Origin of the sequence: Rhizobium sp. ZK1, from assembly GCF_047782645.1 — a bacterium.
Lineage (GTDB): Bacteria > Pseudomonadota > Alphaproteobacteria > Rhizobiales > Rhizobiaceae > Rhizobium.
On sequence record NZ_CP180586.1, the window covers coordinates 3,366,019 to 3,381,009 of the forward strand.

Genomic DNA, 14,991 nt, shown 5'->3' on the forward strand with positions numbered 1-14,991 from the left:
CATGCCCAAGAGAACTGTCGTTCGCCTCAATGCAGGCAGCCAGCGCTTCAACTACCGCATTGCCGGACTCGGCTTTCGCGACGGCCACGTGCTTGTCCATCGCGCCGTTCACGAACCTTTCTGGACGTTTCCCGGCGGCCGTGCCGAGATCGGCGAAACCTCCGAGGAAACGCTGAAGCGGGAGATGATGGAAGAACTCGGCGTCGAGGTCACAGTCAGCCGTCTGCTCTGGACCGTCGAGAATTTCTTCCGTTACGAGGGGCGCGACTGGCACGAACTCGGCTTCTACTATCTCATGGAAATACCCCAGGATTTCCCCTTCCGCACGCAAGAGATCATTCACCGGGTGGAGGATGGCGACAACCATCTGGAATTCAAATGGGTGCCCGCGACATTTCAGGCTCTGACGGCACTCGATATTCCGCCCTATTTCCTTGCCGGTGAGATCGAAAACCTGCCCACCTCACCTCGTCACCTGGTGTGGCGCGACGGCGATCTCGACGACAAGGATTAGAGCTATTCCAGCAAAAGTGTGAAGCAGTTTTTGCGTCCGGAATTGCTTGAAAACAAAGAGATGGAGCATTTTCGCCTTTCGTAGGAAATGCTCTGAGGAGAAGACGCGATGCCGAGTTTCGATCCCTGCCGCATGTTCCGGAAGCTCGCCTATAACAACGCCTTGGCGAACAACCGGCTTCTTGCCGCCTGCGCGACCCTCAAACCGGGTGAATTCGAAGCCACGCGCACAAGCTTTTTTCCGTCGATCAAATCGACGTTGAACCACATCCTCACGGTCGACTGGTTCTATGTCGATGGCCTCGAAGGCGGCACCCTCGGCCTTCGCGCCTTCGACGTCGAAGAGCCCTTCGATGACCTGCCATCGCTCTCCGCGGAGCAAGTGAAGGTCGATCAGCGCCTTGTTGCCATCTGCGAAGTGCTGACGCCAGAGAAGCTTGTCTCCATCATGGAGCTTCAGCGAAACGGCCGCGTCCAGCGGGAGCGCATGGAGGATGTGTTGAGCCACCTCTTCCAGCATCAGACGCACCATCGCGGGCAGGTGCATGCCATGCTCTCGGGCAGCAGCGTCGCTCCGCCGCAACTCGACGAATTCATCGTCGATGACGATGCGAGGTTCCGGGGCGGCGAGATCGCCGCTCTTGGCTGGAGCGAGGCGATGCTGATGCGCTAACCCTTGAGGCGCGCCTTCAGGCCATCGATGATCGTCTTGGTCAAAAGATCATAATTCTCGTCGAAGTGATGATCGCCCGGCAGTTCGATGACCTCGCCGCCGAGATCCTTGACGGCGGGGCAGGCCACATCGTCATCATCGTCCTTACCATATATGCACTGGACGAGCTTCGGATCGGCACCCTTGAGATCCTTGACGGGATCGCCGCCGGCACCTTCAGTCTTCTGGCCGAGCCACCCCATGACGGAGATGACGTAATCGACCTGATGCGACATCGACAGAAGCGAAATCTGCGCCACCACCGTCTTGTCGGCCGGTTTCAGTAGCTGATAGGTGGCTGGCAGGATATCCGCGCCGAAAGAGTAGCCGATCAGCAGGACATGTTTCACCTTCCACTGCTTGCGGTAAAACTCGATGATGCGCGAAAGATCGTCGGCCGTTTCCTGCGGCTTCCGCTCCGTCCAGAAATAGCGCAACGAGTCGATGCCGACGACCGGAATGCCTTCCTTCTGCAGCATGCCGCCCACTTCCTTATCGATGTCGCGCCAGCCACCGTCGCCGGAATAGATCACCGCCATCGTATCGAGGTTCGGCATGGTGTCGAGAACGGCAAGCGGCAGGCCGAGCGGATTGTCGAAGGCGCCCGAAGCCGTCACCAGGTCGTCAAGTGTGTCGGCAAATACGGTCTGCGCATCATCGGACGATTTGCGGATTTCAATCGCATCGTGGACCTTCTTCAGATTCTCGACATGAGTGCGGCCATCCTTGTCCGCCTTGGGCGTGAAAGTAGCGATAACAGGGTCCGGAAGAGTGCCGTCGGTAAGCCCATAGACGCTGCGATCGCCGACCACCTGTCTTGCTGCGGGCGTGCAAAGCACCTTGGCAAGCGGAATACCTGCACGCGGATCGACGGCGAATGTCTGGCCTATCGTCGCATCAGGCGTCTGCGCGGCAATGGCCAAAGCCAGAGCGCCGCCCTCGCCGATGCCGGCAATGATAGGCAGGTGATAGGGGCTGTTGCCGGCGGCGCGCTGCACCTGCTGGCTCAGCGATTCAATATCGGAAACCGTATAGATGCAGCCGTCGTTGAGGCTGACGTCGTAGCGATTGAGCGCTTCCATATAGGACGGAAAGTCGACGCCGATGACGACGGAGCCCTGCGAAACCAGGCGGTCAGCCTCGGTCTTTTCGTAGTCACCCCAGCCGGCCGCATCGGAAATCAGGAAGACGGCACCCTTCACTTCGCCCTGCGGCAGGAAGATGTGCGGCGAAGGGATCAGGCCCGTTTCGAAACTCTGGGTGGTTTCATCGGCAGCATAGGCCGGCGCGGCTGCGAGAATGCTGACGCATGCAGCAGCAAACAATATGTTTTTCATCATTTTCTCACTACCCCTTTCAATCCGCCCCCAATCAGAAATGTCGCATCCATCAATGCGATCATCGGATTGCCTCCTCCGGAAACCGCAAGATAGCGCGGTTGCCAGTGCGGATGAAACTTGGATTTGAAGGCACGAAGCCCCTTGAAGTTGTAGAAGCGCTCGCCGTGTTCGAAGACTGTCCCGCCGATACGATCCCAGACGGGCGCCACCTCGCGTTTCGACATGCCGGAGAGGGGCGCCATGCCGAGGTTGAAATGCTTAAAGCCCTGGGCGCGCAGATATTCCATGATCTGCACGAACAGGAAGTCCATCGCCCCCTTCGGCGCGTCGGGCGAGAAACGCATGAGGTCGATCGTCCCCTCCTCTTTCGCCGCGGTGACGAGGATATTGGCAAAGGCGACGATCCGGCCGTCTTTCTTGAGAACGCCGACCGGCTGCGACGTCACATAGTCCGGATCGAAGGCGCCGAGTGAGAAGCCCTTCTCCTTGGCGTTGTGATGTTCGAGCCAGGCGTTGGAAACGGCGGAGAGCTCGCCGATGATTTCAGGGATATCGGCGGGTTCGACAACGGCGAATTCCAAACCGTCGCGCTGCGCGCGGCTTGCGGTCTGACGCAGGTTCGCCCATTTGCCGCCCTTCATCTCGAAGGTGCGCAGATCGGCCACCGCCAGTTCGCCGAGCTTGAAAGCGCGCAGGCCAGCATCGGCGCAGTGCGAAAGCAGCGCCGGCGAAATCTGGTAGAAGACTGCGCGGCAGCCTGCGGCGCGCGCCGCTTCCACGAAGCGCCAGACCAGTTCCTGCACCGCATGATGATCGCCGATTGGATCGAACAGCGCTATCCACGACCGGCCCTGCCGGCCATACATGATGAAGGCGTCGCCGTTTTCCGAGAACATGATGGACTTATCCCCCATGCGCACGAGATTGGCGTCCGCACTGTCCTGTTTCTCGACGATCTCTACCGCACGGCGGACCGCCTCCTCATCCGCCGGCTTCGGCTTGAAGGTCGCCGGCCTCAGCAGGCTGAAAATGGCGATCGCCGAGGAAATGATGGTGATGCCGAGTACAGCACGCAGGCCGCGTGGCGCTTCCGCCGCGAATTCAAACTGCCACCAGAGTTGGTTGCTGTATTCCACGTCGCGATAGACGAAGAGCAGGATGACAACCGCACCGACGATGATCACGGCAATCGCCATCAGCCAGGATGCCGTCATCGCCTGGTTGAGAAGCGAAGCATGACGGGTAAAGAGCCGGCGGCTGACGAACAGGCCGAAGACCAGAAAGGCAAGGAAGGCTGCCTCGACAAGGGCGATCGCCTTCAGCAGAGAGAGCGTCAGGGCAGCGACGGCGGAAAACACCGCCACCCACCAGGCACCATCAAGCCGCTGGCCCAGTCCGCGAGCGGCAACGACCAGCGCAAGACCGAGCAGACTGGAGAGGAAATGCGCGCCTTCCACCATCGGCAGCGGCAGATAGTTGGAGAGGAATTCGAGGTTCTGATCGGGCGTCGGCGTCACGCTCGAAAAGATCAGCATGACCCCCAGGAGCAGCGTCAGCGCCGAAAGAAGCTGCGGCATCAGCCGCCCGCCGATGCGCCGCACGCTGGACGCGGCCGGATGATCCACGAAGCGGCGTAGCTCGGTCGCCGAAACCGCGAGAATGGCAATCAGCAGCGGCAAGACGTGATAGATTAGGCGATAGAGAACCAGCGAGCCGAGAACGGCATCGATATTCACCGCGCTGCCGAGCGAAGCGATGATGACTGTCTCAAAAACGCCGAGGCCCGCCGGCACATGGCTCAGCACGCCAAGCCCGACGGCAATCGCATAAACCGCCAGGAACACCGGCCAGCCAATCGCCGTCTGCGGCAGGAGCACGTAAAGCACCGTGGCGGAGGCTGCGATATCGAAGGCAGTCACCAGGAACTGACGCGACCAGGTGCGCGAATCCGGCAGGCGAAGTGCGATCGACCCGATCTCGATCACCCGGCCCTCGCGGCCGAGCACCATGAGAGAGCCGAGAATCGCCAGGATGACAGCCGCGATGATACGAAGCCACAGGCTGCTGACACTGATCAGCGGCGCGATCTCATCGGCGATGATGAGAAGCGCGATCGCCGCCACAGCAGCAAGGCCAAGGCCGAAGGACAGCGTCACGAAGGCGATGACGCGGCCAATATCTTCAGGCGAAAGTCCGAGCCGGGTATAGGCGCGGTAACGGATCGCCCCACCCGACAGCGCGCCGAAACCGGCAGTGTTGCCGACCGCATAGGCGCTGAAGGCCGTGAGCGCGACATGCGGAAAAGGCAGCCGCTTGCCGATATAATCGATGGCGTTGAGATCGTAGAAGACGAGTGCCAGAAAGCTCAGCGCGGTAAAGAACAGGGCGAGCAGGATCGAACTCAGCCGGGTTTCCGCCAGGGCCTCTACGACGTCGTCATAGCGCACTTCATCTGTCAGCTGCATGATCGCGTAACCGACAAGGCAAAAAATGACGAGCGTGGCAAGAGCCGTCAGCGGAGTGCGGTAGCGCCGGAAAACTGCGCCAAAGGAAAAGCCCTCATCAGTCTCTGAATTCTCTTCCAACTTGCCGTGACCCGACATCTCGTACCTGCTGCAATTGCCAATCTGGCGGGAATCTCTTTTGAGAGACGTAACATAAGCAACATGCAAGCTCTATGAACCATGTTGCGGCTACCCATACCCGCGCACTTGCCGCCTCCTTCATCCTCAATTGGGGCAAATTTGCGCAGTGCACAGGCTTGATCGCATTGCAATTTCGTAAGCTTCGCCTTGCATTTGAAGATCAGGCCGCCGGCTCACTCCCGGCACGGGCTTGAGCCGCGTAACGCGCCGCGGCAACGTTCGCCTCAATCTCGCGCTCACCCGAAACTTGCACGGTCGGAACGGCGAATTCGATGCCGTTCTCCTTGAAGGCATTGCGGATCATCGCCAGTGCATTGCGGCGGATAACGAACTGCTCGCCGGGTTTGGTCATCATAGAAAGGCGGAGTTCGATTGCGAACTCGCCGAACTGCTCCACACCCTTCATCTTCAGCGTTTCGATGATATTCGGACCCCACTCCGGGTTATCGAGCAGTTGCTGGCCGATCTGCTTGATGATCTTCTTCGTCTTCACGAGATCGGTGTCGTAGGTCACGTTCAGGCTGATCTTGTCGATCGTCCAATCGCGATTGAGGTTCTTGACGGCCCCAAGCTCGCCGAAGGGCACCGTGGTTAGCGGCCCGCGATGGTGGCGGAGTTTAACGGAACGCAGGCTGAAAGCTTCGACCACGCCCTTGTGGCTGCCGCTTTCGATATATTCGCCAACGCGGAAAGCATCGTCCCACAGATAGAACATGCCGCTGATGACATCCTTGACGATGGTCTGCGCGCCGAAGCCGACGGCAACGCCGACGACGCCGGCGCCGGCGATCAGCGGTCCGATCTCGATACCGAGGCCCGAAAGCACCATCAGGATGGCAATCACGACAATGACGACCGCGAGGATATTGCGGAAGATCGGCAGCAGCGTCTGCAGACGGGCGCGCTTGACTTTCTCCTCGTCGCCGATTGGGCCATCGACAGGAGAATCCAGAAGCTTGCCGTCGATATAGGCCTTGACGAGATGCCAGAGCAGATCGGCTGCAAGCAAAATGACGATACCGCCGATGATGCCGCGCGCCACCCGGTCAACCATCGTTTCATTCGACGTCATCATCGTGGCGGTTTCGACGCCGAGCATGCGCCCGAGCCAGATCGCCGCAAAGGCGATGATCAGAGCCCGCACGCCGCGGTCGAGCAACACGGTCGCAATCCGGCGCTTGGCGAGAAAACCCGCTTCGGCATTGTGGAGTGATTTGACCGCAAGCGTCGAGACGGCAAGCACTCTCGGCAGCAGCAGCACATAGATGCAGACCCAAAGCAGCCAATCGAAGCTCAGCACCCAGATGCCCCAGAGCAGCAGGAAATAGAGGATCAACAGCCAGGTAACCGCATGGCTGCGCCTCGTTTCATTGCCCGGCCGCGACCAGACCGCCTCCGTGGCAATCAAAAAGAGGCCAATACCGAGCACATAGCCGACCAGATAACGCGTGGCCATCGAATAGCCGAGCGGCTCCATCGCTTGGAGAACGACCCAGCCGAAAACAAAATAGATGATGAATAACGTGCAGCGCCGAAACCAGAATTGCGCGACGGCCGGGTCAACCGCAACGGTCTCGCCCTCGCCGCGCGACAGGGTGACGAGATCGACGATGACACCGCCGATGGAAACGGCGAAACGCTGCACGACGACAGCGATGGCAATGGCGATCGCGATATTTTGGCTGACCGGTGGCCAGTTGAAGCTGACCAATGCAAGCCCCGTTGCGAGACCGAAGACGATGGCAGGAATGATGCGCGCGGCAAGCCGCGTGCCGGTCATCTCTGCTGCTCGCTCCCGCCTTTCACGCACGGCCCTCCGCACCAGGATTTCGACGATGAATCCGATGATGAGGATGGCGAGAAACTGCACGGCCATGCGAAGTGGACCCGCCGCTCTCAATTCGCCAAGAAGAAGCGATGAAGCCCGCGCGATTTCTGATGGCAGCGTCATGGCCGCACCGGACACCATGGCGATGTGTCGGCGGGCATGCTGAAGGCGGTCGGACAATATCGACATTTCCTGGTCATTGCCATCGGAACCTGCCGGCGCCGCCATTTGCGTCGCCATCCATTGCTTGACCTCCGGCGTCTGCATCAACTCCATCATCTGCCGCACTTGGGCAGGCGGTGGTGCAACATCAGTGGAAGCTGCCGGCGTCTGCGCATAAACGGCACTGAAAAGAGAAAGCAACAGCATGATGCCGCAGATGCCGATCGCAGAAATTCGCCCCATGCCCGCCTCCGGTTTTGTACGTCAGGCATTTATGCAAGTGCTGCAGCGGAAATGCCAGCCGAACAAATGGTCTAGCTGAATACCGGCAAAAAGAAAGCCACCGGACCTTCCGGCCGGCGGCTGATATAAGCATCAATATGCTTCGCTTATTTGTGCGGCTTTTCGGCATGGCCGCCGAAGCCGGCGCGCATGGCTGAAAGCACCTTGTTTGCGAACTCGTCCTGGTCGCGCGAGGAGAAGCGGCCGTGCAGTGCGGCGCTGAGCACCGGCGTCGGCACGCTTTCATCGATGGCGGCCATGATCGTCCAGCGGCCTTCGCCGGAATCCGAAACGCGGCCGGCATATTGGGTAAGGACCGGATCCTTGTGCAGCGCATCGGCCGTCAGGTCGAGCAGCCAGGAGGTGATGACACTGCCGCGGCGCCAGACTTCGGCAATTTCCGGCAGATTGAAATCGTACTGGTAGAATTCCGGATGGGAGAGCGGCGCCGTCTCGGCATCGGCCTCATGTGTCAGTGCACCGACGTTAGCGTGCTTCAGGATGTTAAGGCCCTCGGCATAGGCAGCCATCAGGCCGTATTCGATGCCGTTATGCACCATCTTGACGAAATGGCCGGCGCCATGCGGGCCGCAATGCAGGAAGCCCTGCTCCGCAGTGCTGAGAGCCGCAGCTTCCGGTGTGCGGTTCGGCGAGGCTTCCGCGGTGCCGTTGCCCGGTGCCAGCGTTGCGAAGATCGGCGACAGATGCTGCACGATACCCTTCTCGCCGCCGATCATCAGGCAATAGCCGCGCTCGAGGCCGAAGACGCCGCCGCTGGTGCCGACGTCCACATAGTGAATGCCCTTGGTGATAAGTTCCGCGCCGCGGCGGATGTCATCGTGATAATAGGAGTTGCCGCCGTCGATCAGGATATCGCCGTCATGCAGCAGCGGAAGAAGTGCGGCAATCACCTTGTCGGTGATCGCAGCCGGCAGCATCAGCCAAACGGCGCGCGGGCGGGCGAGCTTCGAGACGAATTCTTCAAGAGAGGCGCTGCCCTCTGCGCCGAGGCCGACAAGCTCGGTGACACTTTCCGGCTTGGCATCATAGACCACGCATTCGTGGCCGCCCCGCATCAAGCGCTGGACCATGTAATTACCCATACGGCCCAAACCAACCATACCAAGCTGCATATGAAATCTCCTGGGATTTAATCGATATGATTCCGGAAACTAGCACCGGCATCGTGACAGGCAAGCAAAGTCTCCGTCACAAAGGCGAATACCTCTATTGTACGGCTCTATCTTTCGCACTTAACAATCTGCCGTCATTGGCGCGTAATTCCAAGCGTCCAACACGTATATAGCCGCCTCGTCGGCGGCTATATGATCTTCTGCCTGCTCGGTGCGGCATCGGCACCATCGCGATGGCTCTCTGGATTGCAGTCAGCCGCGGCTCTCCCTTACCAGATGCACGATGCCAGCCGGATTAAGGATCCAGCCACCGCGGAGGCTGGAGGGCAGCGGCTCGATGGGATCGCAGCGCGGAACGCCGGCTTTCTCCAGATGCTCCGCAGCGCGGTCGAAATCCGGCGTCATGAATTCCAGCCAGAGCTCGGCCTGGCTCATGGTCGGCACCTTGTCGATCCAGAGCCGGATCGGCCCCAATTCAAAGGAGACATCGTCCCCTTCGATTTCCTTCAACTGCACCACGTCGCGGTAGAAAGCGACGGTTGCCTCATACCGATGAGGCGGAACCTTCATCGCGACGTCAATGCCGCCATAGATAAGATCGGACATGGCTTCCCCCTCAGCCTTCCGGCGCTCTTGCCTGTTCGCCGCGCATCTCGCTGAGGAACATGCCCTCTCGCAGATTGATGCCGTATTCGACGAAGGCCTTCATGCAGCAGAACATCTGCGTCCAGCCTTCGAGATTCTGATAGGTTCCGCGCCGCCCCAGCTCATCCTCGCGCCAGCCGTCTTCGGCAATGGTCACCATGGTGCCACCGTCATCCAGCGGTTTGAAATTCATCTCTACGAGGGTTTTGTACGGCTTTTTCTCTTCGTCCGTGGCCCCGTCCCAGCGCAGCACGATCTTGCTGTCGGGCACCAGCTCGACCACCTCGACCGGCACATCCTTCCACCAGGTTACTGTCGTGCCCTGCGCCAGCGGCGCGCTAGCACCGCCCACCGTGGTGAAATAGCTCGACAGCTTCTTCGGATTGACGACTGCATCGAAGACATCAGCCACCGGGCGGCCGATGCGGCCCGAAACGCGAATATTGAGGGACATGCGACTTCCTCCTCTTCTCCGTTGTATCCGATGTAATTATGTTATAAAACTATAACATGTCAAGCGAATCGGATGACGACCCCATTTTCAAGGCGCTGGCACATCGCCGCCGCCGCGACATTCTTGATCTTCTGAAGGAAGAGCCGCGCACGACAGGCGCGCTCTGCGAGGCCTTCCCCGAGATGGACCGCTGCACCGTCATGCAGCATCTGAAAGTGCTTGAAGAAGCCGATCTCGTGATTGCCAGGAAGGAAGGCCGGGAACGCTGGAACCATCTGAACAGCCTGCCGATCAAGCAGATCCACGACCGTTGGATCAGCGCCTATGCCGGGCATGCGCTCTCTATTCTCGACCGGCTGAAGAGGGACGTCGAGGGTCCGCCGCACTAGCTTGCGGCGATACGGGCCGCTACTTTACGATAACGGGCAAGGAAAAGAGCCATGCCGATATCAGGGCCGATATCAGGATCGACAATCCGCCGCATGCGCCGGCTGCGCAACATGAAGCAGGAGCATCTGGCCGAATTGCTCGCTGTCAACCAGGCGACCGTCTCCCGCTGGGAGCGCGGCATCTTGCCGGTCACAGCCATTCAGGCAAGGCGGCTGGAAAACGTCTTCGCTTCCCCGTCATCCTCAGCAGATGCCGCACTGAGACGGCTGGTCGAAGATTCCCGAAGCAAGGTTCACCTTATCTGCGACCGCACCCACCGGCTTTTGGCCGCTTCCAATGCACGGCAGGGCGAATGGGGCCTGCCGCTCTCCGATTTCCTGGGCAGGCCGCTGTTTTCCTATGCTTCGGAGCAAATCATCAAGTCGGAGGGAGAACTCGCGGGCCTCGGCTGGCATGAGGGCGAAATGAACTCGCTGATGCTAAAAACAGGCCCAAACGGCAATCCGCACCTGCCCATCGCCGCAGGGCATGTGCTGTGGGAGCGCATCTTTCTCGCTGACGGCAGTGCGGCACGGCTGGTCACGACGGTCGGCTGAGCTGCAGAATTCCTGCATCCTGATGCATAAATTATGCGTTGTTCCGCCGAAGCGGCCTTTGTAGCGTCCGTCGTCATCTGACTGGAGACATGGAATGACGATACTGGTGACGGGAAGCGCTGGCCATCTCGGCGAAGCACTGATGCGGACATTGAGAGATCAAGGCCGTCAGGCGCGCGGCATCGATATCAAGCCCTCGCCTTTTACCGATATGACCGGCTCGATCACCGATGCCGATTTTATCCGCCCTGCGCTGACAGGTGTCACCGCCGTTGTCCATGCCGCAACGCTGCACAAACCGCATATCGGAACGCACAGCAATCAGGATTTCATCGACACCAATGTCTCGGGCACGCTGAACCTTCTCGAACAGGCACTTTCCGCCGGTGTGAAGAGCTTCGTCTTCACCAGCACCACCAGCGCTTTCGGAGCGGCCCTGCGCCCAGCCGCAGGCGAACCGGCCGCTTGGATCACCGAGGATGTGCTGCCCGTCGCCCGCAATATCTACGGTGTCACGAAGATATCAGCCGAAGGCATCTGCGAACTCTTCGCGCGCACCATGTCTCTGCCGCTCATCATCCTCAGAACCTCGCGCTTCTTCCCCGAAGATGACGACGATCCCGATATCCGCAATCGCTACTCCGCCGAAAACGCCCAGGCCAACGAGTTGCTCCATCGCCGCATCGATATCGAGGACGTGGTCGACGCCCATCTGCTGGCACTCGACAAGGCGCAGTCCATCGGTTTCGGCCGCTATATCATTTCTGCGACTGCGCCCTTTACGAAGGCTGATCTCGCCGACCTGCGCCGTGACGCGGCCGCGACGGTGGAACGCCTGTTCCCTGGCATGACCGCACTGTATGCCGCGCGGGGCTGGAGCATGTTCCAGCAGTTCGATCGTGTCTATGTCAACACGCTCGCCCGACGAAAGCTCGGCTGGAACCCAAAATACGACTTTGCCCACGTGCTCAATTGCCTGCGTGACGGCAAGGAATGGAGGAGCCCGCTCGCGCTCATCGTCGGGTCAAAGGGCTATCACGACCGGACCTTCGAGGATGGTCCTTACCCGCTTCAGCGCCGCTGATCCGGTACGGCAAAACCGGCGCCATGCCCGAAATCGAGATGGGCGCCGAAGCGCCCGTTTCCTTAAGCGGCCTTGTCCCAGACCGGCGCCAATCCATGCGGACTGACAATACGGCCATCGGCCCGCGCCAGCGCGTGGATCGCCGCCATCTCATCGGCCGTCAGCGCGAAATCGAAGATCGCCGCATTTTCCTTCGCCCGCTCTTCCGAGACAGTCTTGGACAGCGCAATGACATCCTGCTGCACGATCCAGCGCAGCACGATCTGGGCGATCGACTTGCCGTGCTTGGCCGCAATCTCCTGTAACACTGGATCCTTCAGCACCTTGCCGTCGGCCATCGCATAGTAGGCGGTGACCGACATATCAAGCTGGCTCGCAGCGCGGAGGATCGGCGTCTGGTCGATATAGGGATGATATTCGACCTGGTTCGTGACGATAGGCAGGCCGCTGAGCTTGACGGCCTCTCGCATCAGGTCGGTGTTGAAGTTCGAGACACCGATGTGGCACACCTTGCCTGCTTTTGCGACTTCGTTCAGCGCACCGATCTGCTCGGCAAGCGGCACGGCTTCGTTCGGCCAATGGAGAAGCAGCAGGTCGACATAGTCGGTCTTGAGCTTCTTCAGGCTCTCGTCCACCGAGGCAACGAAGGCATCGTGCTTGTAGTTCTCGACCCAGACCTTGGTGGTCAGGAAGAGATCACCACGGGTGACACCGGAACGGCGGATACCGTCTCCAACCTCAGCCTCGTTGCCATAGATCTGCGCAGTATCGATGTGGCGATAACCAGCGGCAAGCACATGCGAGACCATGCGTTCTGCATCAGGACCCGGCACGCGGAACGTGCCGAAGCCGAGGGTGGGGATGGAGGCGCCATTGGCGCTGACGATTTTCATGCTGTTTCCTTTCAACGCGTAGAGATCAGGCGGCGCTGGCAACGGCCGTGGCAGGCGTGGAGCGGCGGTCGAGCGCCCCGCTCCTGATGGTGAGACCAAGGGCAACAGCGACAAGCGCTGCGGCGACAAAGGGCGTGGCACCCAGCCCGAAGCGGGATTCGACGACCAGCCCACCGATCCAGGCGCCGAAGGCGATGCCGAGATTGAAGGCGGCAATGTTGAGCGCCGAGGCGACATCGACTGCATTCGGCCGAAGCTCACGTGCGAGCTGCACGACATAGAGCTGCAGGCCCGGCACGTTGGCGAAGGACAGGAAGCCGAGGATCGCGAGCGTCGGGATCGTCAGCAAGGGTGAAATCGCGGTGAAGCCGAAGAGCACCAGCACGAGCGCTTGGGCGATGAACAGGAAGGTCAGCGCCTTGACGGGATCGCGGTTGGAGATGCGTCCGCCGACGACATTGCCGATGGCAATCGCCACACCATAGAGCATCAGGATCACGGCAACGGCCGAGGAGGCAAAGCCGGTGATCTGCTCGAGGATCGGCGCGAGAAAGGTGAAGGCAACGAAGGTGCCGCCATAGCCGAGCGCGGTCATTGCATAGACGAGCAGCAAGCGACCGGTGGCAAGCACGCGGATCTGCTCACCGATGCTGGCTGGCGGAGCCTTCTTGAGGTTCGATGGCAGCAGCAAGGCGATGCCGGCAAAGGCAACGATACCGAGACCGGCGACGACAGCAAAGGTGGTACGCCAGCCGAAGGTCTGGCCGATAAAAGTGCCGAGCGGAACGCCGGTCACGATGGCGACCGTCAAGCCCATGAACATCATGGCGATGGCTGATGCCCGGCGGTTTTCCGGCACCAGATCGGCAGCGATCGTCGAGCCGACCGAGAAGAATACGCCATGCGCAAAAGCCGAGACGACGCGGGCAACCAGCAACACCTCATAACCGGGGCTGAGCGCGGCAATGATGTGGCCGATAATGAAGAGCGCCATCAGCCCAAGCAGGAGCGGCTTGCGCTCGATCCGCCCGGTCAGCGCCGTCAGGATGGGTGCGCCGAAGGTGACGCCCAGCGCATAGACGCTGACGATGAGGCCGGCGAGCGGCAGGGTGATGTGGAGATCATTGGCAACCGTCGGCAACAGGCCGACGATGACGAATTCCGTCGTACCAATCGCATAGGCCGCGATCGTCAATGCAAAGAGTGCAAGTGGCATGAGAGTGACCCGATGAATATGTGGTTCTTGTTCGGACCGGAATATGGGCGTGGCGCACTTGCTCGATAATTGCCTATAATGGCTCAACAGTTGTGAATTGAATTCAAGACAGGACGCGGCGGATGGATAACCGCATCGGCGAGATGGATGTCTTCGTGCAGGTGGCTGAGCTCCAGAGCTTCTCGGCAGCCGGCCGCAGGCTCAGGCTTTCACCCTCAGCCGTCAGCAAACTCGTCACGCGGCTGGAGGATCGTCTCGGCACGCGTCTTCTGGTACGCACCACCCGCGCCCTGCAGCTGACACCGGAAGGCGAAATCTATCTCGAACGCTCCCGCCGCATCCTCTCGGATATCGAAGAAACGGAGCGCGCCGTCTCGGCAGGCGGCACGACGGTGGCGCGCGGCCGCCTGCGCGTAAGCACATCAGTCGCCTTTGGCGTTCGCTACATCGTGCCGCTGGTCCCGGATTTCCTGAAGCTCTATCCGGAAGTCGATCTCGACCTCGCGCTCAACGATGGCATTATCGACATCGTCGGCGAGCGTGCCGATATCGCCATCCGCTCCGGCGCCCTGCGCGACTCCTCGCTGAAGGCGCGCAAGCTGCTCGAAAGCCGCCGCGTCATCGTCGCCTCGCCCGACTATCTGAAGCGGGAGGGCGTGCCGGAAAGCCCAGAGGATCTCGACCGTCACAATTGCCTGACCTTCAGCTTTCGCTCGACCGCGGAAGAATGGCCATTCCGCGATCCTGAGAATGGCGACCGTTTCTCAAGACCCGTCTTCGGCAATCTCGAAACCAATAACGGGCCGACCGCACGCAGCCTTTGCCTCGCCGGTCTTGGCCTCGCCCGCGTCGGTCAGTTCCATGTGCAGCCGGATATCGACGCGGGAACATTGGTGCCCGTGTTGGAAGCCTATAACCCCGAGGATATCGAACTCATCCACGCCGTCTATCCCGGTCACGAACATCTTGCGGCCCGCATCCGCGCCTTCATCGATTTCCTGGTCAAGAACATCCGCTAGATAGGGCATAACAAAGCGCACCGGCTGGACAGAACCGGAGGGCGATTGAAAGCAGGGCTTGTCGGGAGATATCGACATG

At 60.2% G+C, this 14,991-nt stretch carries 14 protein-coding genes; 6 read left to right on the forward strand and 8 right to left on the reverse strand.

Annotated features, from left to right (window positions below; all coding sequences use genetic code 11):
- Position 1 precedes the first annotated feature (1 nt).
- Both ACK9YZ_RS17205 and ACK9YZ_RS17210 read left to right on the forward strand, forming a co-directional pair.
- Positions 2-514 (forward strand): NUDIX hydrolase, encoded by a 513-nt coding sequence (locus tag ACK9YZ_RS17205; RefSeq protein ID WP_416064629.1) that lies wholly within the window; start codon positions 2-4, stop codon positions 512-514.
- Positions 515-622: 108 nt separating this feature from the next.
- Positions 623-1,186 carry a DinB family protein gene (locus ACK9YZ_RS17210; protein WP_416064630.1) on the forward strand — a complete coding sequence of 188 codons (564 nt, stop codon included), beginning with the start codon at positions 623-625 and terminating at the stop codon, positions 1,184-1,186.
- Here ACK9YZ_RS17210 and ACK9YZ_RS17215 read toward each other — a convergent pair.
- From ACK9YZ_RS17215 to ACK9YZ_RS17240, 6 genes are all read right to left on the reverse strand, one after another.
- Positions 1,183-2,565, reverse strand: coding sequence for a virulence factor family protein (locus ACK9YZ_RS17215; RefSeq protein ID WP_416064631.1), 1,383 nt, complete (start codon positions 2,563-2,565; stop codon positions 1,183-1,185). The genes ACK9YZ_RS17210 and ACK9YZ_RS17215 overlap by 4 nt on opposite strands.
- Complete coding sequence (gene mprF / locus ACK9YZ_RS17220; RefSeq protein ID WP_416064632.1) at positions 2,562-5,168, reverse strand: bifunctional lysylphosphatidylglycerol flippase/synthetase MprF; 2,607 nt, start codon at positions 5,166-5,168, stop codon at positions 2,562-2,564. The genes ACK9YZ_RS17215 and mprF overlap by 4 nt, the downstream gene beginning before the upstream one ends.
- 202 nt (positions 5,169-5,370) lie before the next feature.
- Positions 5,371-7,443 (reverse strand): mechanosensitive ion channel family protein, encoded by a 2,073-nt coding sequence (locus tag ACK9YZ_RS17225; RefSeq protein ID WP_416064633.1) that lies wholly within the window; start codon positions 7,441-7,443, stop codon positions 5,371-5,373.
- Between the two features lie 146 nt (positions 7,444-7,589).
- Positions 7,590-8,615 carry a phosphogluconate dehydrogenase (NAD(+)-dependent, decarboxylating) gene (gnd, locus tag ACK9YZ_RS17230; protein WP_216755823.1) on the reverse strand — a complete coding sequence of 342 codons (1,026 nt, stop codon included), beginning with the start codon at positions 8,613-8,615 and terminating at the stop codon, positions 7,590-7,592.
- Between the two features lie 252 nt (positions 8,616-8,867).
- Complete coding sequence (locus tag ACK9YZ_RS17235) at positions 8,868-9,221, reverse strand: hypothetical protein (RefSeq protein ID WP_183735190.1); 354 nt, start codon at positions 9,219-9,221, stop codon at positions 8,868-8,870.
- A 10-nt stretch (positions 9,222-9,231) separates the two neighbouring features.
- A complete protein-coding gene (locus tag ACK9YZ_RS17240) occupies positions 9,232-9,714 on the reverse strand; it encodes an SRPBCC domain-containing protein (RefSeq protein ID WP_216755825.1) in 483 nt (160 codons plus the stop codon).
- A 56-nt stretch (positions 9,715-9,770) separates the two neighbouring features.
- Here ACK9YZ_RS17240 and ACK9YZ_RS17245 point away from each other — a divergent pair, with 56 nt between their 5' ends.
- From ACK9YZ_RS17245 to ACK9YZ_RS17255, 3 genes are all read left to right on the forward strand, one after another.
- Positions 9,771-10,103 carry an ArsR/SmtB family transcription factor gene (locus ACK9YZ_RS17245; protein WP_416064634.1) on the forward strand — a complete coding sequence of 111 codons (333 nt, stop codon included), beginning with the start codon at positions 9,771-9,773 and terminating at the stop codon, positions 10,101-10,103.
- A 51-nt stretch (positions 10,104-10,154) separates the two neighbouring features.
- Positions 10,155-10,700, forward strand: a complete 546-nt coding sequence (locus ACK9YZ_RS17250; protein WP_216755827.1) for a helix-turn-helix domain-containing protein — start codon at positions 10,155-10,157, stop codon at positions 10,698-10,700.
- A 94-nt stretch (positions 10,701-10,794) separates the two neighbouring features.
- Positions 10,795-11,784: an NAD-dependent epimerase/dehydratase family protein gene (locus tag ACK9YZ_RS17255; RefSeq protein WP_416064635.1), complete on the forward strand. Its 990-nt coding sequence runs from the start codon at positions 10,795-10,797 to the stop codon at positions 11,782-11,784.
- Positions 11,785-11,846: 62 nt separating this feature from the next.
- Here ACK9YZ_RS17255 and ACK9YZ_RS17260 read toward each other — a convergent pair whose 3' ends face one another.
- Both ACK9YZ_RS17260 and ACK9YZ_RS17265 read right to left on the reverse strand, forming a co-directional pair.
- A complete protein-coding gene (locus ACK9YZ_RS17260) occupies positions 11,847-12,677 on the reverse strand; it encodes an aldo/keto reductase (RefSeq protein ID WP_416064636.1) in 831 nt (276 codons plus the stop codon).
- Positions 12,678-12,702: 25 nt separating this feature from the next.
- Positions 12,703-13,893, reverse strand: a complete 1,191-nt coding sequence (locus ACK9YZ_RS17265; protein ID WP_416064637.1) for an MFS transporter — start codon at positions 13,891-13,893, stop codon at positions 12,703-12,705.
- Positions 13,894-14,015: 122 nt separating this feature from the next.
- Between ACK9YZ_RS17265 and ACK9YZ_RS17270 the strand changes: the two genes are divergently transcribed.
- On the forward strand, positions 14,016-14,912 hold the full coding sequence (locus ACK9YZ_RS17270; protein ID WP_416064638.1) for a LysR family transcriptional regulator: 897 nt from the start codon (positions 14,016-14,018) through the stop codon (positions 14,910-14,912).
- The last annotated feature ends 79 nt before the right edge of the window (positions 14,913-14,991 follow it).

Bases quoted from the DNA above. Each gene is read 5' to 3' on its own strand.
- ACK9YZ_RS17270 (WP_416064638.1), top strand. From the start codon at position 14,016: ATGGATAACCGCATCGGCGAGATGGATGTCTTCGTGCAGGTGGCTGAG.
- ACK9YZ_RS17205 (WP_416064629.1), top strand. From the start codon at position 2: ATGCCCAAGAGAACTGTCGTTCGCCTCAATGCAGGCAGCCAGCGCTTC.
- ACK9YZ_RS17215 (WP_416064631.1), bottom strand. From the start codon at position 2,565: ATGATGAAAAACATATTGTTTGCTGCTGCATGCGTCAGCATTCTCGCA.
- ACK9YZ_RS17225 (WP_416064633.1), bottom strand. From the start codon at position 7,443: ATGGGGCGAATTTCTGCGATCGGCATCTGCGGCATCATGCTGTTGCTT.
- ACK9YZ_RS17250 (WP_216755827.1), top strand. From the start codon at position 10,155: ATGCCGATATCAGGGCCGATATCAGGATCGACAATCCGCCGCATGCGC.
- mprF (WP_416064632.1), bottom strand. From the start codon at position 5,168: ATGTCGGGTCACGGCAAGTTGGAAGAGAATTCAGAGACTGATGAGGGC.
- ACK9YZ_RS17265 (WP_416064637.1), bottom strand. From the start codon at position 13,893: ATGCCACTTGCACTCTTTGCATTGACGATCGCGGCCTATGCGATTGGT.
- gnd (WP_216755823.1), bottom strand. From the start codon at position 8,615: ATGCAGCTTGGTATGGTTGGTTTGGGCCGTATGGGTAATTACATGGTC.
- ACK9YZ_RS17240 (WP_216755825.1), bottom strand. From the start codon at position 9,714: ATGTCCCTCAATATTCGCGTTTCGGGCCGCATCGGCCGCCCGGTGGCT.
- ACK9YZ_RS17210 (WP_416064630.1), top strand. From the start codon at position 623: ATGCCGAGTTTCGATCCCTGCCGCATGTTCCGGAAGCTCGCCTATAAC.
- ACK9YZ_RS17235 (WP_183735190.1), bottom strand. From the start codon at position 9,221: ATGTCCGATCTTATCTATGGCGGCATTGACGTCGCGATGAAGGTTCCG.
- ACK9YZ_RS17255 (WP_416064635.1), top strand. From the start codon at position 10,795: ATGACGATACTGGTGACGGGAAGCGCTGGCCATCTCGGCGAAGCACTG.
- ACK9YZ_RS17260 (WP_416064636.1), bottom strand. From the start codon at position 12,677: ATGAAAATCGTCAGCGCCAATGGCGCCTCCATCCCCACCCTCGGCTTC.
- ACK9YZ_RS17245 (WP_416064634.1), top strand. From the start codon at position 9,771: ATGTCAAGCGAATCGGATGACGACCCCATTTTCAAGGCGCTGGCACAT.